The sequence below is a fragment of the Nitrosomonas sp. ANs5 genome (genome assembly GCF_050584665.1).
Taxonomy (GTDB): domain Bacteria; phylum Pseudomonadota; class Gammaproteobacteria; order Burkholderiales; family Nitrosomonadaceae; genus Nitrosomonas.
The window spans coordinates 1-24,683 of record NZ_JBEUDO010000018.1 but is presented as its reverse complement, the minus strand read 5'-3'; the positions used below and the strand labels follow the sequence as shown (position 1 = coordinate 24,683).

Below are 24,683 nucleotides of genomic sequence, written 5' to 3'. Positions count from 1 at the left end.
TTCTGCTAAAAAATCAGGAAACTCGACGCAATAACCAGTATGCCGCGACAACAACCAGAGTCAGTCCCGGCGTAATGGAAACCATGATTGGGTTCAATTGTAGTAGCAATCCAACATTCGCGATAATCTGATCAAGCAGGTAAATCCCAATTCCCATCAGGGCAGCCACCACCAACTTGCTGCCGAGTCCTTCGCGCGCAGAACCAAATATGAAAGGGACCGCAATCAGAATCATTGCTGCAGTCATAATGGCGCCACCGATCTTGCGCCACAGGGCCATTCGATAGGCATCAGCTTTCTGGCCGGTTTCTTCCAAGAATGCTGCATGGCGTACCAATTCAGAGGGAGTGAGGCTTTCCGGGGGCTTGGTCAGCGTCGCAATATCCTCCGGACCGAGGAAGGATTGCCAACTCATGCGACTGGCATGCCTGGCGGTGATACTATTCGGGGCAAATGTGCGGACAATGACACCACGCAATATCCATACCCCCTCTTCTGTAATATCCGCATACTGTGCATAAGCATGGGCGGTCAGCAGTCCTTGCTGATTAAAATGCATAATTTCAATATCTACCGCTTGATTCTCATGGAGCATTTCACCGATGCGCAGAATGTTTTGCGCATCACGTGTCCAGATACCCAACCCCCTTCCCAACTCCGCACTTTGCTCCAAGGCGGCTGCGCGCAATGCTATCGCTTTTTGCTGAAACTGCGGTGCCACGAAATACTCCAGGCCGGCTATCAGAATAATGAGCGACAATCCAACACCTACCGGCGGCAAGCTTATCGCAAATGGTGAAAGGCCGGCGACACGCATGGCCACCAATTCGAGATTGACTGCCAAGGCACCCAGCGCACCGACTGTTCCCAGCAGCGCAATAAATGGCGCAATCTGAATGAATCTGCGGGGAATCAGCATCACCGTATACAGGAATGCATCCCTGATCGTATAACTCCCCTTACCTACGTCGTCGAGCTGATCCAAAAGATCAAAGAAACTGAATAGCGGCAACAATATGGCGCTAGCAACAACCATGCCCATGAAAACTTGCCAAGCAATATAGCGATGACAAACTTTCACCGGTTTTTCACTGAAAACTTAAGTTTAAAATTCGAAAGACGCACGATAACGATTACAAAAAGCAGTCCATAGAGCCACCAGACTCCTGGCATGGCGGCCACGACACCTTGCTCCAGCCAGGTCTTGGCCAATCCGCTCAGGTTATAGTAAACAGCAAACAACAACGCTGCAGCGATAAAAGTCCGATCGCTCTTGTCCTTCCGAGGCACAGAACGAGTAAAAGAAACAGCGATCAGCGCCAGTAAAACAGTTGCAACCGGCCGCGACAGCCGCCACTGCAATTCGGCGATTTCACGCGGCAGATCGGAATCCCAGAGTGCCCGAGTAGAAGCCGCTTTGCGCCGATAGTTCAAGACCTGATCACTTTCATCGAAATAAGTCATTTTTTCGAACTGCACCATGCTGTCCTTGGTAGCCGCATACTCGAGACGGTAGATTTGCCCATCAAATAATTCGATACGGGGATGTTGCTCCAAGGTCACCGGGCGCTGATAGCCTTCGTTGGCCACAATAATTTCTCTGTTCTCTGCGGTCCTGATATAGTGAAAAATGCCCTCCATGCGTTTTTCTGCATCGTCTTTATCGCGCACCAGAACGATTCGGCCGCTTTTCTCGCTTCCATAAAAACGTCCAGGCTGGAAGCGGTTGACATTCAGCTCTGCCTCGGCCTGTGCATCCATGACATAGCTCTCCGCATAGGCCCACGGACGGGCGTATATCGAAAGCATGCCGCTCAATATGGCAACGGGCAGCGCAACCAGGAATACTGTATAGGCAATTCGGTTATCGCTATACCCCACTGATCGCAGCACATTGATTTCCTGGTCCCGATTCATTCTGCTCAAGCCATGAATCACCGCCACATAAAAAGCAATGGGAACCAGCACCTCGAGCGCAATAATGGTTTTGAGACCCACCAGCTTGAACATTGCCGCTGTTCCCAGGATCTCGCTCACCGCTCCGGTTAGAAAGCGTGCAACGCTGAAGCTTACAAAGAGGCCGATAAGAATAACGGTCACCACCAGAAACGGAAGCAATAGCTCGCGCGCGATGTATCTTTCAATGATCCCCATAAGCAAAAAAATGCACTCTATGGCAGAGCGCGAGATGATGAAACGGGTTGAGTAAGCAGTGCTTCCACAAGTGCCAAGTCATTGGCCTTGTCCACATCAATGCCTGCCTCGGGGAAAGGCAAAATGACTGGCTGTAACCGGACATTTGTTTTGTTGGAAATACTCTCCAGAGCCCGGCTGAGTGTCAAATTTCCAAGCAAATAGGCCCATACCGCTTGCCAGCCCAGTATTTGCCCAACCAACCGCCAGGGACGTTTACGGAAGGCTTCTGCTTGTTGCCAGAAGGCGACCAGGTTGCGGCCATGTGGATTGAAGGTAAATAAATTGCACCCGCAGAAATTTCCATCGCTCAAACGGACTACGGTTCGCTTGTTGCCGGGAAACTTGCTTACTATGGTTTCGTGCCGTATCACGCCGACTGTCGCATCACACGCCAATTCGCTGGAAGCCTGCAAGAAATACTCGACAATTTCAGGCGTGAGCAGCGCATGATCGGCTGTCGTCAAAAGAATGCGCGCATTCGGATCTATTTGCGCAATGCCCTGGGCGGCACTGAGACTGGGTGAATTCAGGTTTTCGATCCAGCCCACTCGCCCATCCTCGATCCGCTCTGCTAACTCGCGGCATTCGGGCAACAATGCTGCGGGCGGACCACATAACAGAGTGGTTTGTATGCGCGCGCATCCTGCCAGAGCATCGAGCACACGCAAGATCATCGGTCTGCCGCAAATAGGGGCAAAAGCCTTGCAGGCCGTGCCTGCATGCTCGGCTACCGGATCGTACCCAGCCCGGTCTGCTGCCAGAACGACAGCGACATACTGTGCCTTATTGCTCATCACGGATCACAAACATTTTATTTTTTTGCTAGAAATCACCAATCCGCCTGTTTACGCCAATGTTTTCTCATATATACGGTAGCGTTTGTACGCTCTGCTGCCGATTTTTTCTAAAATAGCACGCATGGGCTGATTATCCTCGAGTATCCAGGACAGCTCGACACCCCGAATACCGCGTGCCAAACCTACCTGTCTGGGAGCATCAATAACCGAGAAAGCCAGCATCATGCCAAGTGGGGTGTTATGAAACCGCTTGCGCACGCCCATCAATGGCACGCGCGCGGTCGGAATCGAATGGGATTTTAATTGTTTGACAAGTTGCAGCCAGCCAAAAGGAAACAATTTGCCATTCAGGCCGGGCAGTATTTCATTCAAATTGGGCAATACCGCCATAAATGCTGCGGGCACGCCGTCCACCTCTGCAATCTGGATAAATTCATCTGGAACCAGCCAGCGCAACGCATTACCCAGTTCAGCAAATTCATCCTTGGTAAATGGCACGAACCCCCAGTTCTCAGACCAGGCATCATTAAAAATATCGCGCAAGAGTTCGATTTCATCGCCAAACCTGTCCCGATGCAGGGTTCTGACCTGAATTCGATCGCGGTATTTTTGTGCCATGGTCCGCATCAGACGAGGTGTTTCGAAATCGGCCTCAATCCAGTAGGCCAACAAATCTTTGCTCGGCCGATAACCATATTGTTCCAACAAGCGCATATACCACCTGGGGGAATGAGGCATCATGAAAACCGGTGGTGTCTCGAAGCCCTCCACCAATATGCCGCACTCTTGATTGATGGAAAAATTGAAAGGCCCACTCACACGTTTAGTCCCTCGTGCGGACAACCAGTTCTCGGCTGCTTGCATCAATCCAACAAAGACCTGTTCGTCATCGATGCATTCCAGCAGGCCAAAGTGTCCAGTATCTGGGCCGTGGTACTGGTGATGTAATCTATCGATTTGAGCACTGATCCGGCCAACAGGCTGGTCATTTTGATAGGCAATCCAGGCTTGCCATTGCGCATGCTTGAAATAGGGATTGAATCTGGAAAAATGCAGCCGTCTTTCTAAACGCAGGGGAGGCACCCAGTGAGGATCTGCCGCATATACATGCCACGGCACCTCGACAAAGGTACCGGTATCACGGAAAGATGAGACCGGGCGAATACAAATCGAATCCCCTGTTTGCTGAATTGGTCGAAATGTCATGCTTTGAGAAAGCAGTTCTGCTTGCGCAGGCCCGAAAAAATAGCGCAGGATGCGATCTCACAGCCCCGTTCTCTCCTCAACCAGGCATGCCCAGCAATCCGCATTATGCTGCTTGGCAGGCAAACACCTTATTATTTGAATTGTTTGGTATAGGCCAAAAGATCGGACACCAGCTGTTGAAATATCAGCTGCTGTTGCTGACGTTGCTGTTGCAACAACTGTTGCTGCGCCTCCTCTGTGATCGTGCCCTGGGGAGATTCTTGATGACTATCAGCTTCCTCAAGCCCGCCTGTACGGGATAATTCATAAAATTTATTCCACACGATATTGTAATCACGCAATTGATCTTGCGGGATGAAGCCTCGCAGGTTATCGAAGGCATCGCGCATGATGGGCAAACGAGGTTGCATAAAGGCGACGAAATCATCCGGCCAGCGTGTAGCAATCGGATACAAACCAGTCAATTCTTCCAGAAAAACCGAATCATAGTACTCAACGGCATCTGCCCGGCGTCTGCGATTGACGATTTCGACCACCAAAGCGACCACTATGACAAAACCGAGTAATGTCAGAGGCCAATCCGGCACTTCCCGAAAATAAAGTGTTATTTGCTCAATAATATTTTCCAAAATCTTTTCGTCCTTCCAGCAAAGCAGCAAAGTGAACAACGTGCAAATTGACCATTTGCACGTCCGCTAATCAAGCAGTTCGATATTGCCACAGGTCGGTATCCGTAGCAATGCCTACCCGCTCTTGATTGCAATCAGCCCGACACAGCGATCCAAGTGCATCATCGGCAACCCAGAAAACTTTCCGCTGCCAGAACTTGATAACAAATAAAATTATGTCATATTCTTGAACAAAAACTGACCGTCAGTCTGGCATGCCTCATGGTCTGCCTTATAAACACTGACAGGGTAACCAAGAACTTCAATCACTGCAGCTTTTACAAACGGAGCAATCAATGAATACTGTCTTGATAACAGGCGCCAATCGCGGTATCGGGCTTGAATTTGCCACGCAATATGCACAAGATGGTTGGCAGGTCATCGCATGCTGCCGCCAGCCTGAGCGTGCAACAGAACTCAAGCAACTGGCTGATCAATACAGAACAAGCTTTCTTGTTTTTCAACTTGACGTAAAAGCGCTGGACCAAATCGAACAGTTATCAAAAAAACTCAGCGAGACCGCCATTGATCTGCTGATAAACAATGCCGGCACCTATCCCCCTGCTTCGCACGGTGAATTGGGCCATATCGACTACAGTGACTGGCTGGAAGCATTCAAGGTCAATACACTCGCGCCATTAAAAATGGCCGAGGCTTTTGTTGAACAAATCAGCCGCAGTCGATTGAAAACCATCGCGATTCTGACCAGCAAAATGGGCAGTATTGCCGATAATCAGCGTGGGGGCAGCTATATTTACCGGTCAAGCAAAGCGGCGGTCAACATGATTGCCAAAAGCCTCGCAATTGATTTGCAGCCTCGCAGGATTGTATCGGTATTGTTACATCCTGGCTGGGTGCAGACTGATATGGGTGGGTCAGGCGCCTTGATCTCAGCTGAACAAAGCGTTACCGGCATGAGAAAGGTGTTGAGCCAAATCACCCAGGCCGATTCAGGCAAATTCTTCGCTTACGATGGACAAGCTATTCCTTGGTAAGTCTGTGCTGGTCAAGCGCCCATTCCACATGTTCGCGCACCAATGGAGAGGGATCATGCCGCCGCGCCTGCAGCGCCTCGATCACTGCGGGCGATGAGGGTGCATTGCCCAGGCCCACGGCCAGATTGCGCAACCATTGCTCATAGCCTATCCGCCTGATGGGACTGCCAGCAAGCCTGGCCTCAAATGTTTCCTTGTCCCAGGCGAATAATTCAATCATTGAAACATTATCCAGCCCGTGACGTACAGCAAAATCCGCTTCCTGAGTAAATTGAGAAAATTTATTCCACGGGCAGACCAGCTGACAATCATCACAACCGTATACGCGATTACCAATCAATGCGCGTAAGTCTTCCGGGATGCTGCCTTTCAGCTCGATAGTCAAATAGGAAATACAGCGCCGCGCATCCAAGCGGTAAGGTGCGACTATCGCCTGGGTGGGACAGATATCCAGGCAGCGCGTGCAGCTGCCGCAATAGCTCGCGACCGAATCATCCACTGTTAATGGCAAATCAGTATAGAGTTCGCCCAGAAAGAAAAACGACCCAGCATCACGGCTCAATAACAAAGTATGCTTACCGCGCCATCCGAGACCGGACCGGCTGGCCCACTCCACTTCCATGACCGGCGCGCTGTCGCTGAACGCACGATAGCCGAATTCCCCGACTTGTTCGGTTATTTTTTCCGCCAATTTTTGAAGTCGTGCGCGCAATACTTTATGATAATCACGACCCAGGGCATAACGAGAAATGAATGCACGGCTCCCGTCCTGCAGCACATCCCAACTATCTTTCACATTGGCTGGCTTGTTATTCATGCGCACGGAGATGATTCGCAACGCGCCAGGCACTAGTTCTGACGGCCGAGTACGTTTTGTCCCATGTTTTGCCATATAATCCATCTCACCGTGAAACTGGCTCTCCAGCCATTCGGATAACCCGGCTTCGACAGCTGCCATATCAGCGTGCGCATCGCTGATGCGTATCTCCTGGAATCCAAGCTGCCGGCCCCAGAGCTTTATTTGCTCCGATAACCAACGCCAGTCTTTGTCTTTATCTTTATCAACAGGGTTTATGTTTTGCATAACAATCATCATACCGGAAGTACTGCCAGCGCATCATGCACAGTGCACCTAGCCGATGAAGCAGCGACGCTGCTGTTGGGCGAACAACTGGCAACCATTCTACATCCTGGCCTTACCATCTTTCTGTACGGCGAACTGGGCGCAGGCAAAACCACGCTGGCACGAGGCATTCTGCGTGGATTCGGTCATCAGGGGAAAGTAAGAAGCCCGACCTATAATTTGGTTGAAATCTATAAATTTTCTAGGTTATACTTGTATCACTTTGATTTTTATAGACTGAATGATCCGGCAGAATGGGAGGAAGCGGGCTTCAGAGAATATTTCAATCAAGCTTCAATTTGCCTGATCGAATGGCCAGAAAAAGCTGCAGATGTTTTGCGTACGGCTGATCTAAAAATAACCCTCACATATTCCGGAACCGGAAGAATCGTTAAAATTGATGCAGAAACGGAGGCAGGAAAACAATGCTTAGCACACTGGCAAAGCCTGAGACTTCGCTGAACCGACTCGATCGCGCCCTTCTTCCCGTATGCCAGATTTTATTTCTGCTGCTCATTTCACTACTGTTGCTGGTTCTATCGAGCAAGGATCTTGCAGCCAACACGCAAATCAAGGCAGCCCGTTACTGGGCCGGTCCCGAACGCACCCGGCTCACACTCGAATCAAGTGCGCCGATCAAGTACACCCTCAGCATACTCGACTCTCCCAAAAGAGTAGTCATGGACATGGAGAATGTTTCGCTCCCCGAGGTGCTGGAAAGCTTGTCCTCCAAGCTCAAATCGCGTGATCCCCTGGTCAGCACCTTGCGCGTAGGCCGCTTCACCCCCAACATCGTCAGGCTCGTTATGGAGCTAAAAACCGATGTCGTGCCAAAAGCTTTTCTGCTGGCGCCCATGGACCGGTTCGCGCATCGTCTGGTGCTCGACATGCATCCATCCGAATCGGCTCATCATTCGCATGACCACCAGCCCGACCCGCTCATGGCGTTGCTACAAGGCCATGACCAAGCCACGGCAGCAACAGCAAAAGATAGCCAGGCGCCAAATCTTATCCTGACAGCCACTCGCCGCAAACCTGGCAGGCAAAAAACCATCATCGTTGCAATCGATGCTGGCCATGGCGGCAAGGATCCCGGTGCAATCGGTTCAAGAGGCACCATGGAAAAAGATGTGACGCTATCCATAGCCAAGAAACTCAAAACCAGACTGGACAAAGAGCCAAATATGCGTGCCATCCTCACCCGGGATGGAGACCACTTCTTGTCGCTCGCCGCCCGCCGCCACAAGGCAAGGCAAGCAAACGCAGATCTATTCGTATCCATTCATGCCGACGCTGCGCCCCGCAAAGAAGCACATGGCTCGTCTGTCTACGCACTCTCTGAGCATGGCGCAACCTCCACAACCGCCAGCTGGCTAGCAAAAAGAGAAAATGAGGCTGACCTGATCGGTGGGATCAAGCTAGACGACAAAGACCGGTATTTGAAACAGACGCTAATTGATTTATCGATGAACGCCACCATTAATGACAGCATCCGACTCGCCAGCAGCGTATTGAACGAGATCGGGGCGATCAATCACCTGCATAAAAAGAACGTCGAACAGGCTGGTTTCGCCGTGCTCAAATCTCCCGACATTCCATCTATCCTGGTTGAAACTGCCTTCATAAGCAATCAAACCGAAGAAGCCAGACTCGGCAGCGATGCTTATCAGAACAAATTGGCAGATGCAATTCATACAGGGCTTAAGCGCCACTTCGCCAACAAATCCTGGCAAACACGCACGGATCTCGCTGACAAAAGATAGGCGTTCTCAACCCGCTATTTCAGAATGAGATACTTTTTTTACGGATAAAACAATTCCAGCCGGTATCCCATAGCGTTAAGTGTTCCGGTATCGAGGAAGTGCTGAATGACAATTTCACTCTCTGCCGCAAACCCCATATCGCCAGTACCTGGATCAAGATAGTCCTTTGCCGTCAGCACACGACTCGCCAGTGGTTGCTCATCTTTATCGGTCAACGTCAGCAACAGCGCTGGAAATGCCTGGGGAAACGGGGCATGGTTACGGATAACTGCCTGCAGTATCACCACTTCCGGGCGATAGGAAGGATTCACACGTAAATCAGATGATTCCAGACTCAACAATGCTAGGTGGCGTGGAAAATCGATCTGGCATCTTATTAACGCACAATAATTTTCAAGCAGTGGACGCGTAGCGGGCAGGCTTATGGCAATCTCGGTACGAAATCCATGCATCAATTGTCCCAGCAGCAATAGCGATAAAAGCAGATTGGCCAGCGGCCAGGAACGGGAAACCTTACCTGTCTGTTTCCGTTCAAACAGCTCAAAAGCATCCTGACTCGCAACAGCCGGACCCGGCGGGTCCGAATTCATCTCGCTTGATCGTGCGTCAGGCGAAACCAGCGCTTCTGGCACCACTACAAGCGAATGGAAACCATTAAATTGCCGGGTGCACTGTCCGCAACATACTTCACCGTCGAGTGCCTGCAATTGTGCGACCGTCAAACGGTATACCGATTGACAGCCAGGACAGCGTGCGACCAGTGTCATGCCGGACAAACTGCCCGCTTCTTGCCTGTTAATAATACCCAGCCTTGCTCGCTTGCACTGATTTGCATACTGAACCAGGGCGCATAGGCTTGTAACACTTCATCGGCTTGCGCTTCCAATATACCCGACAGCGCAATGCGGCCACCAGGCTGCAAAGCATGCGTCAATATGGGCGCCAATACGATGAGGGGATTTGCCAGAATATTGGCGACAACAACGGTAATGGGAAACTGCCCGGCATCCGCCTCGCTATCGCCTGACAGCGAAAATTCGGTACTAAACAGGAGCCTGTCTGGATCACAATTATTCATTCGGGCATTAGCCAGACTGGCCGCTATGGCATTAGGATCGATATCTATACCAATAACCTCGCCCGCGCCCAGCTTGAGTGCCGCAATCGCCAGAATTCCCGAACCGCAACCATAATCCAGCACCTTCTCCCCTGCTTGCAAGTTGGCATCCAGCCAGGCCAGACATAGTCTGGTCGTGGGATGGCTGCCGGTGCCGAAAGCCAGGCCGGGATCCAAGCGCAAGTTGATTGCAGCCGGATCAGGCAACTCGTGCCACGAGGGTACGACCCATAATCGCTGCGAAACCTGAATGGGCTCAAATTGCGATTGGGTCAATCTCACCCAGTCTTGTTCCTTGACCGGAGTCAAATTGTATGGCGGCTGGACAGCTAACTCAGCCACTTCCACCACTGCCTGCATGATTGCACTGATATCGCAATTTTCTTCCAGCAAAGCAGTCATTTCCGCCTGCTCCCAGACTTTCATTGGAGGCGCACCAGGTTCGCCAAATAATGGCTGCTCTTGATCGGTTCCCTCACCCGCATCATGCACGTCGACCGACAGCGCACCCAGCGCCAACAATCGATCGCTTACGAGATCGACATGGACAGACTCGATCCTAAAAGTCAGTGACAACCAGGACATAACCGATCTATGCGTGGTGAATATATGCCAGTCATTCCGCCGCCCTGCATTAACTAATTTTTCTTGTTATACAATGCAAGTTTGTTTTCAAGATAATGAATGGAAACGGCATCACACAGAAAATTACTATCTGATAACAGATCAAGATGCAGGGGAATGTTGGTTTTGATCCCCTCGATGATCATTTCCGATAAAGCGATACGCATCCGTGCGATGGCGAGCTCCCGATCATCACCATAGGCAATGATCTTGCCGATCATGGAATCATAATACGGCGGCACCCGATAATTATGATAGATATGTGAGTCGACCCGTATCCCCGGCCCCCCTGGCGCGTGGTATTGCGTGATACGTCCTGCCGAGGGTGTCAATTTATAAGGTTCTTCGGCATTGATCCGGCATTCAATGGCGTGCCCCTTGAAAATGATATCTTTTTGCCGCAAAGATAATTTCTCTCCCGCGGCCACGCGGATTTGCGCCTGTACCAGATCTACCCCTGTCACAGCCTCTGTCACCGGATGTTCAACCTGTAAACGGGTATTCATCTCGATGAAATAAAACTCATTGTTTTCGTAGAGAAACTCAAACGTGCCGACCCCGCGATAATTGATGCGGCTGCAGGCTTCTGCACAACGTTCACCGATCTTGTCGCGTAACCGCGGTGGAATCCCCCGCGCCGGGGCCTCCTCAATAATTTTCTGGTGACGACGTTGCATAGAGCAGTCCCGCTCACCCAAATGCACCACATTGCCGTATTCGTCGGCCAGCACCTGAAACTCGATATGTCGAGGGTTCTCCAGATACTTTTCGGCATAGACCATTGGATTTCCAAATGCTGCCTGCGCTTCGTTGCGTGTGGTAATCACCGCGTTGGAAAGCGCCGCCTCAGTATGCACCACGCGCATGCCACGTCCGCCCCCACCGCCGGCGGCCTTGATAATCACTGGATAACCAATACCTTTCACAATCCGTTTCACTTCATCCAGAGACTCGGGCAAGGCACCGTCCGAGCCGGGCACACATGGCACGCCTGCCTGCCGCATAGCGTGTTTGGCACTGACTTTATCCCCCATCAGACGGATGGTCTCCGGACGTGGTCCAATAAAGAAAAAGCCACTTTTTTCCACCCTTTCAGCAAAATCTGCATTTTCGGACAGAAAACCATAACCAGGATGGATGGCTTCAGCATCGGTAACTTCAGCCGCACTAATGATGGCCGGAATATTCAGATAGCTCTGGGCGGAAGCTGCCGGACCAATGCAAACTGATTCGTCAGCCAGTTTGACATATTTGGCTTCTGCATCGGCCTCGGAGTAAACAGCTACGGTTTTGATGCCCATGGCACGGCATGCCCGCTGGATGCGCAACGCGATTTCACCGCGATTCGCGATCAGTAATTTTTCAAACATAGTCAAAGCGTTGGAAATCTGGCTTGAATGAATGGCTTAAAAGCCGGGAGGTAACGATGTGGTTGTTTATTCAATGACAAACAAGGGTTCGCCATATTCAACTGGCTGGCCATTTTCGGGCAGAATGGCTTTAATTTTGCCATCACGATCTGCCTCGATTTCGTTGAGCAGCTTCATGGCCTCGATAATACATAAAGTCTCTCCCGTTTTGACAAACTGCCCGATCTCGACAAATGGTTTGGCACCGGGTGCGGAAGCGCGATAGAAAGTACCAACCATGGGAGATTTGACAACATGCCCCTCAGGCAAGGCAGAACTGCCGGAAACATCAGCCTCATTATCAGATGCAGCTGCCGGGCGTTCCGTCACAGCAGAACTGTATTGCGGGACAACGGCAGAAGCTGACTGCATCAGTGTCACAGATTTACTGATACGAACTTTTTCTTCGCCCTCAGTAATTTCTAATTCGGTAATATTATATTCTTCTACTAGTTCGATTAATTTCTTGAGTTTTCTTAGATCCATCTTTTCCTCCCGGGAATATCCCGTCCACGCATAACCTCAATGACTATCGAGGCTTGTTGTTTTCCCATTCTGTTGTCCAGTCGCCAGACCTGCCCATATTCCAAACAATTAATTGATAGAATCGGTCCTAGGAGGCTTCCGAGAATAGACTGATCTACTGCGGACGAGCCTGATTGGCCGGATTTTTCGATCCTTTTCGTTAAATAGAACGACTATTCGCCTCAAATGATCGAAAAATCCAACTCAACCAGCCGCGCCCTCGCTACGATCGCTATTCTCGGACAGCCTCCTAGGGCTTTGGTCAATTATCGATAAAAAGTAGCGCTTGATACTATTTTTCAGACAATTAACGAGTCTGCCAGCCAAGCGGCTCACTTCCCGGCCAACGCATATTGCAAAGCAAGCGCATAACCCTCCGCTCCCAGACCGCTAATGACGCCCACAGCAATATCCGAGAAGTAAGATGCACGACGAAAGGCTTCACGCGCATAGATATTGGAAAGGTGGACTTCTATGAAAGGCAATTTCGTAGCGGCCAGCGCATCACGCAGCGCCACACTTGTGTGTGTTAAGCCAGCAGGATTAATGATGATAAATTCTGTTTCGTCACGCATCGCCTCTTGTACGCGATCTATCAGTTGATATTCGGCATTACTCTGGAAGGTGCTTATTTTCACATCAGCCGCCTGTGCTGTTCTGATCAAATTCCTGTTAATATCTTCCAGTGTTGTTTGCCCATATATGGCAGGTTCCCGCATTCCCAGAAGGTTCAAATTGGGGCCATGAATAATCAAGATATTTGCAATCATCGCGTCATCCGCTCGCTTTCAAAGATTATGTCTTGTTCTCGTAATATTGTACAGTTTTTTATGGATTTTCTCAGAAGTTAACGCAAGATGACCAACCCAGATCCATTGCATGGTTGACCCATCAGCGTTTTAAGCGCATGTATTCATGCACGAAATGTAATTAAGGATCAGCTTGAAAGATGATTTTATAATAATCGGCGCAGGAATAATTGGGCTTTCCATGGCCACCCGACTGCTTGAAGAAGGAGCTTCGGTCACACTCCTGGAACGCACCAGCGTTGGAAGTGAGGCATCATGGGCAGGCGGGGGTATTTTGTCGCCACTTTGTCCGTGGAACTATCCGGAGACCGTGACCCGTCTGGCCATGTACAGCATGGCACGCTACCCTGAATGGGTAACTGCACTGAGCGCCGCTACCGGCATCGACCCTGAATACCATACGTGCGGCCTACTGGTCTTGCCTCCATATGATCTGGCCGTAGCCACTGATTGGTGTTCAGCCTATTCTGTACCCTTCATACTGCAGCCGGCCCAGCAGGCATTATTGCTCACCCAGGTCGCCCAGGTTCGCAATCCTCGCCTGTTGCAGGCCCTGCACGAACGGGTAAAGCAACTCAACGGCACCATCCTCGAGCACTGCGAGGTCGAGCAACTTCGCGTAACCAATCGACGCATCACCGCACTCTGGACATCTCAAGGTCAACTATCTGCCTCGCACTATATTCTGACGGCCGGCGCCTGGAGCAGACAGGTGCTTGGAGAATTTGCACTGAATCTCAAAATCAAGCCTATTCGCGGACAAATGCTTTTATACAAGTTTCCCGCGCCACCCATTCTATCAATCGTATTACAGAATGATACGTATCTCATCCCCAGGCGGGACGGCCATGTACTCATCGGCAGCACGACCGAAGATGTCGGATTCAACAAGCAAACCACCCTTGCCGCGAAAGAAAAGCTGTCGGCATGGGCCAGAAACCTGCTCCCAGATCTGGACACCATGCCATTGCTCAAACACTGGTCAGGTCTCAGGCCAGCGACAGATAACAATGTGCCGAGCATCGGCGCACATCCACACCTGAGCAATCTCTTTATCAATAGCGGCCACTTCCGCTACGGCGTCACGATGGCGCCAGGCAGCAGTGAAATCCTACTCAACGAAATTCTGGGAAGAGCACAACCCTTCTCCACCTTGCCTTATCAGCAGGGATGGAATGCTCATGATGAAGCATTCCCAAGCGAGAATCAGGGTCAGCCTAACGGCTAGGAGGCTGTCCGAAAATAGCGATCGTAGCGAGGGCGAGGCTGGTTGGGTTGGATTTTTCGATCATTTGAGGCGAATAGTCGTGCTATTTAACGAAAAGGATCGAAAAATCCGGCCAATCAGGCTCGTCCGCAGTAGATCAGTCTATTCTCGGACAGCCTCCTAGACGTCCAATCTCAGCTATTCGTCAGGCTGTCGTTCACAACCACTTAACTGACATATTTATCCATATTCAAAGGCTCTGCCTTGGGTAGCGGGAATGTCACAGACTCGACCACCCCACTCAACTCTTGCACGATGACACCTTGATCGGTATGTCCTGCCGCTATTTGCTCGAGCCGCTCTAGCACCTGCCGTACCAGTATTTCCGGCGCGGATGCCCCGGCGGTGATGCCAATACAACGCTTGCCGGTAAGCCAGCTCTCCTGCAACTGTGAAGCACGGTCTACCATATGGGCTTCAACGTTGGCATTTCTTGCTACTTCACATAATCGATTCGAATTTGAGCTGTTCGGAGAACCCACGACGATGACCAAATCACAGTGATTGACCATCTTCTTGACAGCATCCTGACGATTCTGCGTGGCGTAGCAAATATCATCTTTTTTGGGCCCAATAATATTCGGAAAGCGTTGTTTTAAAGCATCGATAACGCGTGCGGCATCATCCACGGATAATGTTGTCTGCGTCACATAGGTCAGATTGTTTTCGTCCTTGACCTGCAGCTTGGCGACATCCTCTTCCGTCTCCACAAGATACATGGCGCCTTTGTTCTTGTCGATCTGGCCCATGGTTCCTTCCACTTCCGGATGGCCAAGATGGCCGATCATGATGATTTCCTTACCCTCTCTTCCCATTTTGGCCACTTCGACATGAACCTTGGTCACCAACGGGCAGGTGGCATCAAACACTTGCAGCTTGCGTGCGGCGGCCTCTTTCCTCACCGCGTGCGACACGCCATGCGCGCTGAAAATGAGCATACTTCCCTCTGGCACCGACTCCAGATTTTCAACGAATACTGCCCCTTTTTTCTCGAGATCCTCTACCACGAAGCGATTGTGCACCACCTCATGCCGCACATAAATTGGCGCACCATGCATGGCTAGCGCACGCTCAACTATTTCAATGGCACGGTCGACCCCCGCACAAAACCCTCTTGGATTTGCAAGCAACACCTTGATCATTGGTCTATTTCTCCATATATTTTATAGTCATTATAAATTAATCTCATGAGAATCAATAGTTTTCCTTCAGGAAGGGTGCCGAGCCTGCTTCAGCCAGGAGGTTAGCGCTGCTCACAACCATGAAAAACAGATAGATTATGTTTTTAGATCAGTTCAGCATGCCATGAAGAAAAAAACTTTATCGCGCGACTTGATATCGCGCTGCCAGCGCCACCCTTTTTTCATAGGCCTGGCGTGCAATATGAATATCTTCAAGGAAATGCGGCAACTCCCTGATCAGCATGGATTGAGGGCCATCTACCAGCGCCTTGCTGGGAGCAGGATGAAAATCCACGAGCACCATATTGGCACCTGCAATAATACCCTGGGCCGTTACATGCATGATATCTGACAGGCCATCAGCTGAATCCACCCTGGTTCCCACCGCATGCGAGGGATCAATGCATACCGGCATGCGTGTCAGACGCTTGACCACCGGCACATGCGCAAAATCAACCAGATTCCGATGAGGATCGCCCAGATTGGTTCTCATTCCACGTAAACCAAACACCACTTTTCTGTTGCCTTCGGATGCAAGGTACTCGGCAGCATTGAGGGACTCATCCAGCGTAATGCCAGAGCCGCGCTTGACCAATACTGGAAAATCCTGCTGGCGGCCGGCAATTTTCATGAGCTCGAAATTTTGAATATTGCGTGTACCGATCTGCAGCATGACACCGGTAGGACTGCCGGTATGAAATAGTGCCTCGCGAATTTGCTCGATATGGGATTCATGCGTGATTTCCATCGCGATTACCCTGATATCATATTTCCCTGCCAAGTCAAAAACATAGGGCAGGCACGCCTTGCCATGCCCCTGAAATGCATAGGGACTGGTCCTCGGTTTGTAGGCGCCCATGCGCGTACAAACCAACTTGTGGGCATGCAGCGTCTTCATCATGGTTTCCACGTTCTCGATCGTATCCACCGCACAGAGCCCGGCAAATATGTTTAACGCATCCTGCCCGAAACGCACACCGTTATAGTCAAAGAAAGCTGGCCGGTCATCATTTTGATGTCGGCCAAGCACCCGGTATTCCTCAGATATTCGCACGACACGATCCACACATGGCAAACCGAGCATGTCTTCAACCAGCAACGCCTTGGTATTGCCGATCAAATACACCTCGGTCAAGGTCTGCTCAGCCCCAACCTCTGTATGCACACGCGTGCTAATACTCGGCAGATTTGCCAAATATGCACAGAGCTGTTTGTACTCCGGGCTCTCTTCCGAAGTATTGGATTTCAATACGAGAATCATGAAATGTCTAACCAGGTCAGAATTACCAAAGCGGTCATTACAAATGAATGAATCGATTCTAACTGAAATTCACCCATAACGTCACTCACGAGTTGAGTCTGCTATTTACATAAGCTAATTCATGCACTTACACTCTCCATTAATCGATAATTTTATCTATCCAGATTGAGATTCGCCTGGCTCATACACCCCATGTCGCCATAAATTTTTCGCCTGAAGCACCAACAATTTCAGGCAGTTCGCATTAGGCAGCCATACAAAGTTTCATAAATGACTGTTAAGCTGTATACTTTTCGACTTTGCGCGACAATGGATGGCGCGCGACTCAATATAACTGTAGATTTTACAAAACGATATCCTGTGGGCGCACTCATCTTCTACACTGTTATCTATTTTATTGGCCACTATTCCGCGCATGGATTTAACTTATTGGCAAAACACGAACTGTTAAATCGTCGCTGGACGGGATTAACAGGCGTCGTACTGGTCGCGGCATTCCATGGCTACAAAATTATTAACAGCACACCGCCTTCCGGTCATGACGAAAGCGCGATGGATGCACTGGGTTTTTACGTTATCTTACCCGTCGGCATCATCACGGCTGCACTCCTTTACCTGAATTGGAGGGACAAGGAAGACAACCGCCAAGACGAAAACGGCCTCTCCTGAGCGCCTGTCACGCGCAAGATAATTTTTAGCTCCTCCCCGACATGCCCTCCTTACCTGAAAAGATCATTCGTCCAGAAGTGCTTGGACTTTCGGCTTACCATGTCCCGCCTGCCAAGGGCATGACCAAGCTCGACGCGATGGAAAACCCCTACCTGCTTCCGGATTCCCTGCGCGAGGAAATTACCCGAATCGTGGCAGATGCGCATATCAACCGCTATCCCGATCCATTTGCCATTGCGCTCAAGGATACTTTACGCACAGCGCTATCCATCCCGCCCGGGATGGATATCCTGTTAGGAAATGGATCGGATGAAATCATACAAATCATTTTGCTGGCCACAACCAAGCCCGGTGCGAAGTTGCTGACAGTAGAACCTGGTTTCGCCATGTTCAAAATGATTTCACTATTTGCAAACATGGAATATCTAGGCATTCCGTTAAAATCCGACTTTTCGCTGGATCTGGATGCAATCCTTGCTGCCATTCGACGCGAACAGCCCGCTGTCATCTTTCTGGCCTATCCTAACAATCCCAGCGGCAATCTATTTGATGCCGATGCATTGGAAGCGATCATCAAAGCCTCCCCTGGTTTGGTCGTGGTGGATGAGGCATACCATCCTTTCGCAGGTAAAAGTCTCCTGGAAAAATTAGCCGATCATCCCAATCTGTTAATCATGCGCACACTCTCCAAACTGGGATTAGCCGGGCTCAGGCTCGGTCTGCTCGCTGGCAGAAGAGAGTGGTTATCTCATCTGGAGAAACTGCGCCTACCCTATAATATTGGCGTCATTACCCAGCTTGTTGCGACCAAGGTCATGCAACATTACGATATACTCGAACAGCAAGCAGAAACGATCAAGCAGGCGCGAACACGGTTAAGCGCAAATCTTGCTGCAATGAATGGCATTGAAGTTTTTCCTTCCGATGCCAATTTCATTCTGTTCCGTATCGATAACGCCAGCCAGATATTTGAATCCCTCAAACAAAAGGGTATTCTGATAAAGAATCTTGACAACAGCCACCCCTTATTAAAGAATTGCTTGCGTGTAACGGTTGGCACACATGATGAAAATGCTCTTTTCTGCAAAACGCTACATGATTTAATCAATCATAATTAACTCTCATAAATTGCCTTATCTAGTCTCCCAAACTGTTATGCGCGAAGCCCAAGTTATTCGTAATACGCAAGAAACCCAGGTTCAGGTAAAAATTAATCTAGATGGTTGCGGCAAAGCAGAATTGCATAGCGGCGTACCCTTCCTTGATCATATGTTGGATCAAATTGCCCGTCATGGCATGCTCGACCTGTCAATCCATGCTACCGGTGATTTGCATATCGATGCGCATCACACGGTGGAAGATATTGGCATTACAATGGGCCAGGCCCTTGCTCGAGCCGTTGGCGACAAAAAAGGCGTTTTCCGCTATGGGCACGCCTATGTCCCGCTCGATGAAGCCCTGTCCAGAGTAGTCATTGATCTGTCGGGCCGGCCGGGTTTGCAATTGAATGCCAAATTCACACGCAGCCATATCGGGGCTTTTGATGTTGAACTGGTCCATGAATTTTTTCAAGGCCTGGTCAATCATGCCATGATGACCTTGCATATTGATAACCTGGCAGGAAAGAATGCACACCACCAGGCGGAAACTATTTTCAAGGCCTTCGGCCGCGCCCTGCGCATGGCTATTGCAATGGATTCTCGCTGCCCCGATATCATTCCATCCACCAAAGGATCGCTGTAGAAGAATCCAATAATTTTGCCTCAATCATGAATACAATTGCGATCGTTGATTATGGAATGGGCAACCTCCGGTCAGTGTCCAAAGCATTAGAATATGTGGCCCCCTCGGCAACCGTCACGGTCACCAGTGATCCAGCAATCATCAGACAGGCATCCCGCATCGTTGTGCCTGGCCAGGGCGCCATGCCGCATTGCATGCAAGCATTGGCCGATCATGGATTGCGGCAAGCGATTCTTGACGCGGCCGAAAACAAACCTTTTCTCGGTATCTGCCTGGGATTGCAAATGCTGTTTGAGGTAAGCGAAGAAGGTGATGCCCAAGGATTGGGCATGCTGCCCGGCCATGTACGGAAATTCAGATTTGATACCACAGCAGACACTGGCGTACAAAAGCTTAAAGTTCCCCATATGGGCTGGAATCAGGTGCATCAAGCCGCCGACCATCCGCTGTGGCACGAGATCGCCGATGATGCAAGGTTCTATTTCGTCCACAGCTACTTTGTCGTTGCAAGTGAGCAAGAGATCATAGCCGGCACTACTTGTTACCCGACGCCGTTTACCTGCGCCATTGCAAAAGACAATATTTTCGCAGTGCAATTTCATCCGGAAAAAAGCAATCTTGCCGGATTAACTTTATTACGTAATTTTACGCAATGGATGCCATAAAACGGCTATACAGTCGTTTCATATCCTCTATGCTTAGTTTTTTCTTTGCAATCATTTCAAGCTCAATCATCAATCCTGTTTAATTTATATGCTGATTATTCCTGCTATAGATCTGAAAGATGGACACTGTGTTCGCCTGAAACAAGGTGTCATGGAAGACGCCACAATTTTTTCTGAGTCACCTGACAAGGTTGCCCAGCATTGGCTGGATAACGGCGCCCGCCAGTTGCACTTGGTCGATCTGAATGGTGCGTTTGCAGGCAAGCCCAAGAACGGTGCAGCCATTCGCGCGATCGTCGAGGTTGTCGATGGCAAGATCCCAATTCAACTAGGTGGTGGAATACGTGATCTGGAAACGATCGAACATTATCTGGACAGCGGAATCAGTTATGTCATCATTGGGACAGCCGCTATCAAAATACCCGGGTTTCTGCACGATGCCTGCTATGCATTTCCCGGCCAGATCATGGTCGGACTCGATGCCAAGGATGGAAAAGTTGCTGTGGATGGCTGGTCCAAAGTAACAGGCCATGACGTCATCGATCTGGCCAAAAAATTTCAGGATTATGGCGTGGAAGCGATCATACACACCGACATCGGTCGCGATGGCATGCTAACGGGCCTCAATATTGAAGCAACAGTGGAGTTGGCAAAGGCTCTGACTGTACCCGTCATCGCGAGTGGCGGGGTAACCAATTTGGAAGACATCAGGAAACTGTGTGAAGTGGAATCTGAGGGCATCACAGGCGCCATTACCGGACGTGCCATTTACCAGGGTTCGCTTGATCTCAAAGAAGCACAGTCTCTGGCAGATCAATTAAGTACGCAAGCAAATATGCATGCCTAGGAGGCTGTCCGAGAATAGACTGATCTACTGCGGACGAGCCTGATTGGCCGGATTTTACGAGCCTTTTCGTTAAATAGAACGACTATTCGCCTCAAATGATCGTAAAATCCCGCTCAACCAGCCTCGCCCTCGCTACGATCGCTATTCTCGGACAGCCTCCTAGTGCTTGCATCGGTTGTTTTTAAAAAACCTTTCATCATCTCTATCTTCCTCCTTACTGCTGTTTTTTTAGGCGACTGTTTTTCATGGGATTAGCCAAACGTATCATTCCTTGCCTGGATGTCAATAATGGGCGTGTTGTCAAAGGTGTCAATTTCGTTTCACTCCGGGATGCGGGCGACCCCGTCGAGATTGCTCGCAGCTACAATGAACAAGGCGCAGACGAGCTTGTTTTCCTCGATATTACTGCCAGCTCGGATAATCGCGATCTGATTTTGCATATCGTTGAAGAAGTGGCCGCCCAAGTCTTCATTCCGTTAACAGTGGGAGGCGGCGTTCGCAAGGTCGAGGATGTCCGCAGATTATTGAATGCAGGCGCCGATAAAGTCAGCATCAATACATCTGCCGTAATGAACCCTGCATTGGTGGAAGAAGCTGCCTGCCGCTATGGCTCCCAATGCATCGTCATCGCCATCGATGCCAAGCAGATTGCCAGCGCATCGCCTACATCAGCACACTGGGAGGTATTTACTCATGGCGGACGCAAACCGACTGGCTTAGATGCGGTTGACTGGGCAAAAAAAATGCAACAACTGGGTGCGGGCGAAATTCTACTCACCAGCATGGATCGGGACGGAACCTGCTCGGGGTTTGATCTCGCACTGACCCGCGCCATCTCCGATGCCATAGATTTACCCGTCATAGCCAGTGGCGGTGTTGGCAATCTGGATCATTTGGTAGAGGGTATTCAACAAGGCCACGCCGACGCCGTACTGGCTGCAAGCATCTTTCATTACGGGCAGCACACCATCCAGCAAGCCAAACAATATCTGGCACAGCACGGAATTGAAGTACGTCTGTCATATTAATTTCAACTAAAACTGTTAAGATTCCATAAATGAGGAGGGGCATCCATGACAGATGACTGGCTCAGCAAGGTGAACTGGTCAGCAGATGGGTTAATTCCCGCGATTGCTCAAGAAGAAGGCACCGGTAAAGTGCTCATGGTCGCCTGGATGAACCATGAATCCCTAACAAAAACGGTCGAACAGGGTGAGGCGATCTACTGGTCCCGCTCCAGAAAAAAGCTCTGGCACAAAGGGGAAGAATCCGGGCACATACAAAAAATCAAGGCTATCTATCTCGATTGCGATGAAGATGTGCTTCTGCTGAGCGTGGAACAAACGGGAGGCATTGCTTGCCATACGGGAAGAGAAAGTTGTTTTTTCAAAAAACTGGTGGACGGTCAATGGGTCGTGACGACCCCCGTCATTAAGAATCCCGCGCAAATTTATAACAAATGACAACATCAACCATACTACGCCGACTAGCAGAGACCATTGAAACTCGCAAAAACGCGGACCCTGCGGACTCCTATGTAGCTAAACTGCTTGCGAGCGGTCAGGATAAAATCCTGAAAAAGATTGCCGAAGAAGCCGCCGAAACCATCATGGCTTCCAAAGATAACAATAAAAGTCAGATCATCTATGAAACAGCCGACTTATGGTTTCATTGTTTGGTGATGCTAACGCATCATGGACTGACACCTGAAGATGTATTGCTGGAACTTGAGCGCAGAGAAGGCGTCTCTGGTATTGAAGAGAAGCGATCTCGATCAACCCACTAGCTATTGATATATTGATAATCATGGAAGATTGTATATTCTGCAAAATCGTGCGAGGGGAAATCCCCGCCAGTAAAATACACGAAGATGAAGATACGCTCGCTTTTCTCGACATTCATCCGGTTGCACCAGTACATTTTCTGCTGATACCAAAACAACATATCGAATCTTTGAGTGAAACCGATAGTACTCACCAGCAGTTACTCGGAAAAATGATGTGGCTGGCGCCTCGCTTAGCGGCAGCGCAAGGGTGTCAAGATGGGTTTCGCGCTATTATCAATAATGGGCGTATCGGTGGACAGGAAGTCCCCCATCTTCACATTCACATCATCGGCGGGAAAAATCGCCTGCCTGCCATGATTCGTTACGATTAATCCTTTTCCAAGGAGTAAATGATGGGAACATTTAGCATTTGGCACTGGCTGGTTGTGTTGGCCATTGTGGTATTGGTATTCGGCACTAAGAAACTGCGCAATCTGGGCAGCGATCTTGGCAATGCGGTCAAAGGCTTCAAGGAAGGCATGAAAGGGGTAGACGACGAAACGCCCTCCCCCCCTCCCCCCTCCCAGCAAATCACAAGTCACAAGATAGATATTGATAACGAAATCAAGGACAAAGATCAGACTAAAATATAATACTGGCCCATTCGTCGTCAGCCATGCAAATTTTCAGCAATTGTCTATTGTCTATTTTGATAGAAAATGCATGGAATGACTCGCTCACCCGAAAACTGCTACTCCGGAAGCTACTTGCGCTAAAAAATGTTTGATATCAGCTTTGCTGAACTCATGATCATATCGATCGTGGCCCTGATCGTGATTGGGCCTGAGCGGCTACCCATGGTTGCACGTACGCTAGGACATCTGCTGGGGCGTGCCCGACGCTATATAGAAAATATCAAGCATGATTTGCGCGAAGAAATGGAGCTGGATCAGCTGAGAAAATTCAAGGATTCCGTACAGGACACTGTCAATACATTTGAAAGCTCGGTACACAAGGAAATGCGTCAAATACGCCAAGCCACAGATCTTCAGTCGCCAGCGGCAGATCAGGACTCTCCAGCTTCAGCAGACGGAAAGGACGCTCCCCCCCAAGCACCCGACCGGGCGCACTCTGCCCAACCCGAGCCTCGCCAATCCCAAACCGCACCCGCCCACAACAATCATCCAGATAAAAACTAGCTGCCAGCCACGCGTAGCATGACAATTTGAAATTCATCCACCCAAAACACAAGTGAGCTGAGACAGATGAATGATGACAATACTTTTATTTCGCATCTGGTCGAGTTACGTACCCGGCTGATCAGGGTCTTCTCGGTTTTATTGCTCGGCTTTCTGCCATGCGCTTTCTTTGCACGAGAGTTATATAGTATCCTGGCGCATCCATTGCTGGAGAAACTTCCGCAAGGCGGACAAATGATTGCAACCGCTGTCGCCACACCCTTCTTCATTCCAATGAAAGTGGCCATGATGGCTGCATTTCTTGTCACCCTGCCGCATACACTTTATCAAGTCTGGGCCTTTGTGGCACCCGGGCTCTATGCGCATGAAAAACGTTTGTTTCTGCCGTTAGTCATGGCAAGCAGCATACTATTTTTCATCGGTATGGCTTTTGCCTACTTCGCTGTCTTACCGCTTGTATTCGAATTCATCATCTACTTTGCGCCCGAAGGGGTGGCAGTGATGACAGATATCGGCGAATATCTAGGGTTTGTCTTAGCCATGTTTCTGGCTTTTGGCATTACATTCGAAGTACCTGTTTTTGTGGTCGTGCTGATCAGAACCGGAATCGTTTCGATTGCCAAAATGAAAGCCATTCGCCATTATGTTCTGGTGGGTGCGTTTGTGATTGGCGCTATCTTCACCCCGCCCGATGTCATCTCCCAGTTTCTGCTTGCAGTTCCCTTGTATTTACTTTATGAGTTAGGCATTCTGCTAGCAGCTTTTTCAGTCAGACAATCCGAACAGGCAGCCGCACCATCGGTTATTGACGACGCAAGAAGTGATTCTGAAGAAAAGAAATAGTGTATGGTTGC

The 24,683-nt window shown here is 49.8% G+C and carries 29 protein-coding genes; 16 read left to right on the top strand and 13 right to left on the bottom strand.

All coding sequences use genetic code 11. From position 1 onward, the window contains the following. Window positions 1-13: 13 nt before the first annotated feature. From lptG to ABTW62_RS06250, 5 genes are all read right to left on the bottom strand, one after another. Window positions 14-1,081 (bottom strand): LPS export ABC transporter permease LptG, encoded by a 1,068-nt coding sequence (lptG, locus tag ABTW62_RS06270; RefSeq protein WP_430903739.1) that lies wholly within the window; start codon window positions 1,079-1,081, stop codon window positions 14-16. Further along, window positions 1,078-2,154, bottom strand: a complete 1,077-nt coding sequence (gene lptF, locus ABTW62_RS06265; protein WP_430903738.1) for an LPS export ABC transporter permease LptF — start codon at window positions 2,152-2,154, stop codon at window positions 1,078-1,080. The genes lptG and lptF overlap by 4 nt, the downstream gene beginning before the upstream one ends. A gap of 17 nt (window positions 2,155-2,171) precedes the next feature. Continuing rightward, window positions 2,172-2,990 (bottom strand): nucleotidyltransferase family protein, encoded by an 819-nt coding sequence (locus ABTW62_RS06260; protein ID WP_430903737.1) that lies wholly within the window; start codon window positions 2,988-2,990, stop codon window positions 2,172-2,174. Between the two features lie 51 nt (window positions 2,991-3,041). Next, entirely contained in the window at window positions 3,042-4,199 is a 1,158-nt protein-coding gene (locus ABTW62_RS06255; RefSeq protein WP_430903736.1) for an N-acetyltransferase, read from the bottom strand. Between the two features lie 131 nt (window positions 4,200-4,330). Next, window positions 4,331-4,828 carry a hypothetical protein gene (locus tag ABTW62_RS06250; protein ID WP_430903735.1) on the bottom strand — a complete coding sequence of 166 codons (498 nt, stop codon included), beginning with the start codon at window positions 4,826-4,828 and terminating at the stop codon, window positions 4,331-4,333. A 335-nt stretch (window positions 4,829-5,163) separates the two neighbouring features. On the opposite strand from ABTW62_RS06250, the gene ABTW62_RS06245 reads away from it, so the two are divergent. Continuing rightward, the gene (locus ABTW62_RS06245; protein WP_430903734.1) at window positions 5,164-5,862 is read left to right on the top strand and encodes an SDR family oxidoreductase; all 699 of its coding nucleotides are present in this window, start codon (window positions 5,164-5,166) and stop codon (window positions 5,860-5,862) included. Here ABTW62_RS06245 and queG read toward each other — a convergent pair. Beyond that, a complete protein-coding gene (queG, locus tag ABTW62_RS06240) occupies window positions 5,849-6,946 on the bottom strand; it encodes a tRNA epoxyqueuosine(34) reductase QueG (RefSeq protein ID WP_430903733.1) in 1,098 nt (365 codons plus the stop codon). The genes ABTW62_RS06245 and queG overlap by 14 nt on opposite strands. On the opposite strand from queG, the gene tsaE reads away from it, so the two are divergent. Then, complete coding sequence (tsaE, locus tag ABTW62_RS06235; RefSeq protein ID WP_430903732.1) at window positions 6,941-7,447, top strand: tRNA (adenosine(37)-N6)-threonylcarbamoyltransferase complex ATPase subunit type 1 TsaE; 507 nt, start codon at window positions 6,941-6,943, stop codon at window positions 7,445-7,447. The two genes, queG and tsaE, sit on opposite strands and share 6 nt — an antisense overlap. Continuing rightward, window positions 7,411-8,748, top strand: coding sequence for an N-acetylmuramoyl-L-alanine amidase (locus tag ABTW62_RS06230; protein WP_430903731.1), 1,338 nt, complete (start codon window positions 7,411-7,413; stop codon window positions 8,746-8,748). The genes tsaE and ABTW62_RS06230 overlap by 37 nt, the downstream gene beginning before the upstream one ends. A gap of 38 nt (window positions 8,749-8,786) precedes the next feature. Here the strand turns inward: ABTW62_RS06230 and ABTW62_RS06225 are convergent, their stop codons facing one another. The 5 genes from ABTW62_RS06225 to aroQ all read right to left on the bottom strand — a co-directional run bounded on the left by ABTW62_RS06225 (window position 8,787) and on the right by aroQ (window position 13,193). After that, the gene (locus tag ABTW62_RS06225; protein WP_430903730.1) at window positions 8,787-9,515 is read right to left on the bottom strand and encodes a DUF3426 domain-containing protein; all 729 of its coding nucleotides are present in this window, start codon (window positions 9,513-9,515) and stop codon (window positions 8,787-8,789) included. Then, window positions 9,512-10,450, bottom strand: coding sequence for a 50S ribosomal protein L11 methyltransferase (gene prmA, locus ABTW62_RS06220; RefSeq protein ID WP_430903729.1), 939 nt, complete (start codon window positions 10,448-10,450; stop codon window positions 9,512-9,514). The genes ABTW62_RS06225 and prmA overlap by 4 nt, the downstream gene beginning before the upstream one ends. Window positions 10,451-10,503: 53 nt before the next feature. Further along, window positions 10,504-11,859, bottom strand: coding sequence for an acetyl-CoA carboxylase biotin carboxylase subunit (gene accC / locus ABTW62_RS06215; protein WP_430903728.1), 1,356 nt, complete (start codon window positions 11,857-11,859; stop codon window positions 10,504-10,506). Window positions 11,860-11,925: 66 nt separating this feature from the next. Next, window positions 11,926-12,384 (bottom strand): acetyl-CoA carboxylase biotin carboxyl carrier protein, encoded by a 459-nt coding sequence (accB, locus tag ABTW62_RS06210; RefSeq protein ID WP_430903727.1) that lies wholly within the window; start codon window positions 12,382-12,384, stop codon window positions 11,926-11,928. A 371-nt stretch (window positions 12,385-12,755) separates the two neighbouring features. Then, window positions 12,756-13,193, bottom strand: a complete 438-nt coding sequence (gene aroQ / locus ABTW62_RS06205; RefSeq protein WP_430903726.1) for a type II 3-dehydroquinate dehydratase — start codon at window positions 13,191-13,193, stop codon at window positions 12,756-12,758. Window positions 13,194-13,365: 172 nt separating this feature from the next. Between aroQ and thiO the strand changes: the two genes are divergently transcribed. Then, window positions 13,366-14,460 carry a glycine oxidase ThiO gene (gene thiO / locus ABTW62_RS06200; protein WP_430903725.1) on the top strand — a complete coding sequence of 365 codons (1,095 nt, stop codon included), beginning with the start codon at window positions 13,366-13,368 and terminating at the stop codon, window positions 14,458-14,460. Between the two features lie 206 nt (window positions 14,461-14,666). On the opposite strand, the gene ispH is transcribed toward thiO, so the two are convergent. Both ispH and ABTW62_RS06190 read right to left on the bottom strand, forming a co-directional pair. Then, window positions 14,667-15,641 (bottom strand): 4-hydroxy-3-methylbut-2-enyl diphosphate reductase, encoded by a 975-nt coding sequence (ispH, locus tag ABTW62_RS06195; RefSeq protein WP_430903723.1) that lies wholly within the window; start codon window positions 15,639-15,641, stop codon window positions 14,667-14,669. A 178-nt stretch (window positions 15,642-15,819) separates the two neighbouring features. Then, complete coding sequence (locus tag ABTW62_RS06190) at window positions 15,820-16,941, bottom strand: 3-deoxy-7-phosphoheptulonate synthase (RefSeq protein ID WP_430903722.1); 1,122 nt, start codon at window positions 16,939-16,941, stop codon at window positions 15,820-15,822. A gap of 270 nt (window positions 16,942-17,211) precedes the next feature. On the opposite strand from ABTW62_RS06190, the gene ABTW62_RS06185 reads away from it, so the two are divergent. From ABTW62_RS06185 to tatC, 12 genes are all read left to right on the top strand, one after another. After that, complete coding sequence (locus tag ABTW62_RS06185; protein WP_430903721.1) at window positions 17,212-17,610, top strand: hypothetical protein; 399 nt, start codon at window positions 17,212-17,214, stop codon at window positions 17,608-17,610. Window positions 17,611-17,651: 41 nt separating this feature from the next. Further along, window positions 17,652-18,728: a histidinol-phosphate transaminase gene (gene hisC / locus ABTW62_RS06180; RefSeq protein ID WP_430903720.1), complete on the top strand. Its 1,077-nt coding sequence runs from the start codon at window positions 17,652-17,654 to the stop codon at window positions 18,726-18,728. Between the two features lie 37 nt (window positions 18,729-18,765). Continuing rightward, entirely contained in the window at window positions 18,766-19,353 is a 588-nt protein-coding gene (gene hisB / locus ABTW62_RS06175; RefSeq protein ID WP_430903719.1) for an imidazoleglycerol-phosphate dehydratase HisB, read from the top strand. A 26-nt stretch (window positions 19,354-19,379) separates the two neighbouring features. Continuing rightward, window positions 19,380-20,018, top strand: coding sequence for an imidazole glycerol phosphate synthase subunit HisH (gene hisH, locus ABTW62_RS06170; protein WP_430903718.1), 639 nt, complete (start codon window positions 19,380-19,382; stop codon window positions 20,016-20,018). An 88-nt stretch (window positions 20,019-20,106) separates the two neighbouring features. After that, entirely contained in the window at window positions 20,107-20,865 is a 759-nt protein-coding gene (gene hisA, locus ABTW62_RS06165; protein WP_430903717.1) for a 1-(5-phosphoribosyl)-5-[(5-phosphoribosylamino)methylideneamino]imidazole-4-carboxamide isomerase, read from the top strand. 245 nt (window positions 20,866-21,110) lie between these two features. After that, entirely contained in the window at window positions 21,111-21,893 is a 783-nt protein-coding gene (gene hisF, locus ABTW62_RS06160) for an imidazole glycerol phosphate synthase subunit HisF (protein ID WP_430903716.1), read from the top strand. 45 nt (window positions 21,894-21,938) lie between these two features. Further along, complete coding sequence (gene hisI / locus ABTW62_RS06155) at window positions 21,939-22,328, top strand: phosphoribosyl-AMP cyclohydrolase (RefSeq protein ID WP_430903715.1); 390 nt, start codon at window positions 21,939-21,941, stop codon at window positions 22,326-22,328. Then, window positions 22,325-22,651, top strand: a complete 327-nt coding sequence (locus tag ABTW62_RS06150) for a phosphoribosyl-ATP diphosphatase (protein WP_430903714.1) — start codon at window positions 22,325-22,327, stop codon at window positions 22,649-22,651. The genes hisI and ABTW62_RS06150 overlap by 4 nt, the downstream gene beginning before the upstream one ends. A gap of 20 nt (window positions 22,652-22,671) precedes the next feature. Next, window positions 22,672-23,022 carry a histidine triad nucleotide-binding protein gene (locus ABTW62_RS06145; protein ID WP_430903713.1) on the top strand — a complete coding sequence of 117 codons (351 nt, stop codon included), beginning with the start codon at window positions 22,672-22,674 and terminating at the stop codon, window positions 23,020-23,022. A gap of 21 nt (window positions 23,023-23,043) precedes the next feature. After that, on the top strand, window positions 23,044-23,283 hold the full coding sequence (gene tatA, locus ABTW62_RS06140) for a Sec-independent protein translocase subunit TatA (RefSeq protein ID WP_430903763.1): 240 nt from the start codon (window positions 23,044-23,046) through the stop codon (window positions 23,281-23,283). A 126-nt stretch (window positions 23,284-23,409) separates the two neighbouring features. Beyond that, window positions 23,410-23,829 (top strand): Sec-independent protein translocase protein TatB, encoded by a 420-nt coding sequence (gene tatB, locus ABTW62_RS06135; RefSeq protein ID WP_430903712.1) that lies wholly within the window; start codon window positions 23,410-23,412, stop codon window positions 23,827-23,829. 66 nt (window positions 23,830-23,895) lie between these two features. After that, window positions 23,896-24,672 carry a twin-arginine translocase subunit TatC gene (gene tatC, locus ABTW62_RS06130; RefSeq protein ID WP_430903711.1) on the top strand — a complete coding sequence of 259 codons (777 nt, stop codon included), beginning with the start codon at window positions 23,896-23,898 and terminating at the stop codon, window positions 24,670-24,672. Window positions 24,673-24,683 lie beyond the last annotated feature (11 nt).

Excerpts from the sequence above, each read along its gene's own strand:
- lptF (WP_430903738.1), bottom strand. The coding sequence starts at position 2,154 with ATGGGGATCATTGAAAGATACATCGCGCGCGAGCTATTGCTTCCGTTT.
- ABTW62_RS06260 (WP_430903737.1), bottom strand. The coding sequence starts at position 2,990 with ATGAGCAATAAGGCACAGTATGTCGCTGTCGTTCTGGCAGCAGACCGG.
- ABTW62_RS06255 (WP_430903736.1), bottom strand. The coding sequence starts at position 4,199 with ATGACATTTCGACCAATTCAGCAAACAGGGGATTCGATTTGTATTCGC.
- ABTW62_RS06245 (WP_430903734.1), top strand. The coding sequence starts at position 5,164 with ATGAATACTGTCTTGATAACAGGCGCCAATCGCGGTATCGGGCTTGAA.
- queG (WP_430903733.1), bottom strand. The coding sequence starts at position 6,946 with ATGCAAAACATAAACCCTGTTGATAAAGATAAAGACAAAGACTGGCGT.
- ABTW62_RS06230 (WP_430903731.1), top strand. The coding sequence starts at position 7,411 with ATGCTTAGCACACTGGCAAAGCCTGAGACTTCGCTGAACCGACTCGAT.
- ABTW62_RS06225 (WP_430903730.1), bottom strand. The coding sequence starts at position 9,515 with ATGACACTGGTCGCACGCTGTCCTGGCTGTCAATCGGTATACCGTTTG.
- prmA (WP_430903729.1), bottom strand. The coding sequence starts at position 10,450 with ATGTCCTGGTTGTCACTGACTTTTAGGATCGAGTCTGTCCATGTCGAT.
- accC (WP_430903728.1), bottom strand. The coding sequence starts at position 11,859 with ATGTTTGAAAAATTACTGATCGCGAATCGCGGTGAAATCGCGTTGCGC.
- accB (WP_430903727.1), bottom strand. The coding sequence starts at position 12,384 with ATGGATCTAAGAAAACTCAAGAAATTAATCGAACTAGTAGAAGAATAT.
- aroQ (WP_430903726.1), bottom strand. The coding sequence starts at position 13,193 with ATGATTGCAAATATCTTGATTATTCATGGCCCCAATTTGAACCTTCTG.
- ispH (WP_430903723.1), bottom strand. The coding sequence starts at position 15,641 with ATGATCAAGGTGTTGCTTGCAAATCCAAGAGGGTTTTGTGCGGGGGTC.
- ABTW62_RS06190 (WP_430903722.1), bottom strand. The coding sequence starts at position 16,941 with ATGATTCTCGTATTGAAATCCAATACTTCGGAAGAGAGCCCGGAGTAC.
- ABTW62_RS06185 (WP_430903721.1), top strand. The coding sequence starts at position 17,212 with ATGACTGTTAAGCTGTATACTTTTCGACTTTGCGCGACAATGGATGGC.
- hisC (WP_430903720.1), top strand. The coding sequence starts at position 17,652 with ATGCCCTCCTTACCTGAAAAGATCATTCGTCCAGAAGTGCTTGGACTT.
- hisB (WP_430903719.1), top strand. The coding sequence starts at position 18,766 with ATGCGCGAAGCCCAAGTTATTCGTAATACGCAAGAAACCCAGGTTCAG.
- hisH (WP_430903718.1), top strand. The coding sequence starts at position 19,380 with ATGAATACAATTGCGATCGTTGATTATGGAATGGGCAACCTCCGGTCA.
- hisA (WP_430903717.1), top strand. The coding sequence starts at position 20,107 with ATGCTGATTATTCCTGCTATAGATCTGAAAGATGGACACTGTGTTCGC.
- hisF (WP_430903716.1), top strand. The coding sequence starts at position 21,111 with ATGGGATTAGCCAAACGTATCATTCCTTGCCTGGATGTCAATAATGGG.
- hisI (WP_430903715.1), top strand. The coding sequence starts at position 21,939 with ATGACAGATGACTGGCTCAGCAAGGTGAACTGGTCAGCAGATGGGTTA.
- ABTW62_RS06150 (WP_430903714.1), top strand. The coding sequence starts at position 22,325 with ATGACAACATCAACCATACTACGCCGACTAGCAGAGACCATTGAAACT.
- ABTW62_RS06145 (WP_430903713.1), top strand. The coding sequence starts at position 22,672 with ATGGAAGATTGTATATTCTGCAAAATCGTGCGAGGGGAAATCCCCGCC.
- tatA (WP_430903763.1), top strand. The coding sequence starts at position 23,044 with ATGGGAACATTTAGCATTTGGCACTGGCTGGTTGTGTTGGCCATTGTG.
- tatB (WP_430903712.1), top strand. The coding sequence starts at position 23,410 with ATGTTTGATATCAGCTTTGCTGAACTCATGATCATATCGATCGTGGCC.
- tatC (WP_430903711.1), top strand. The coding sequence starts at position 23,896 with ATGAATGATGACAATACTTTTATTTCGCATCTGGTCGAGTTACGTACC.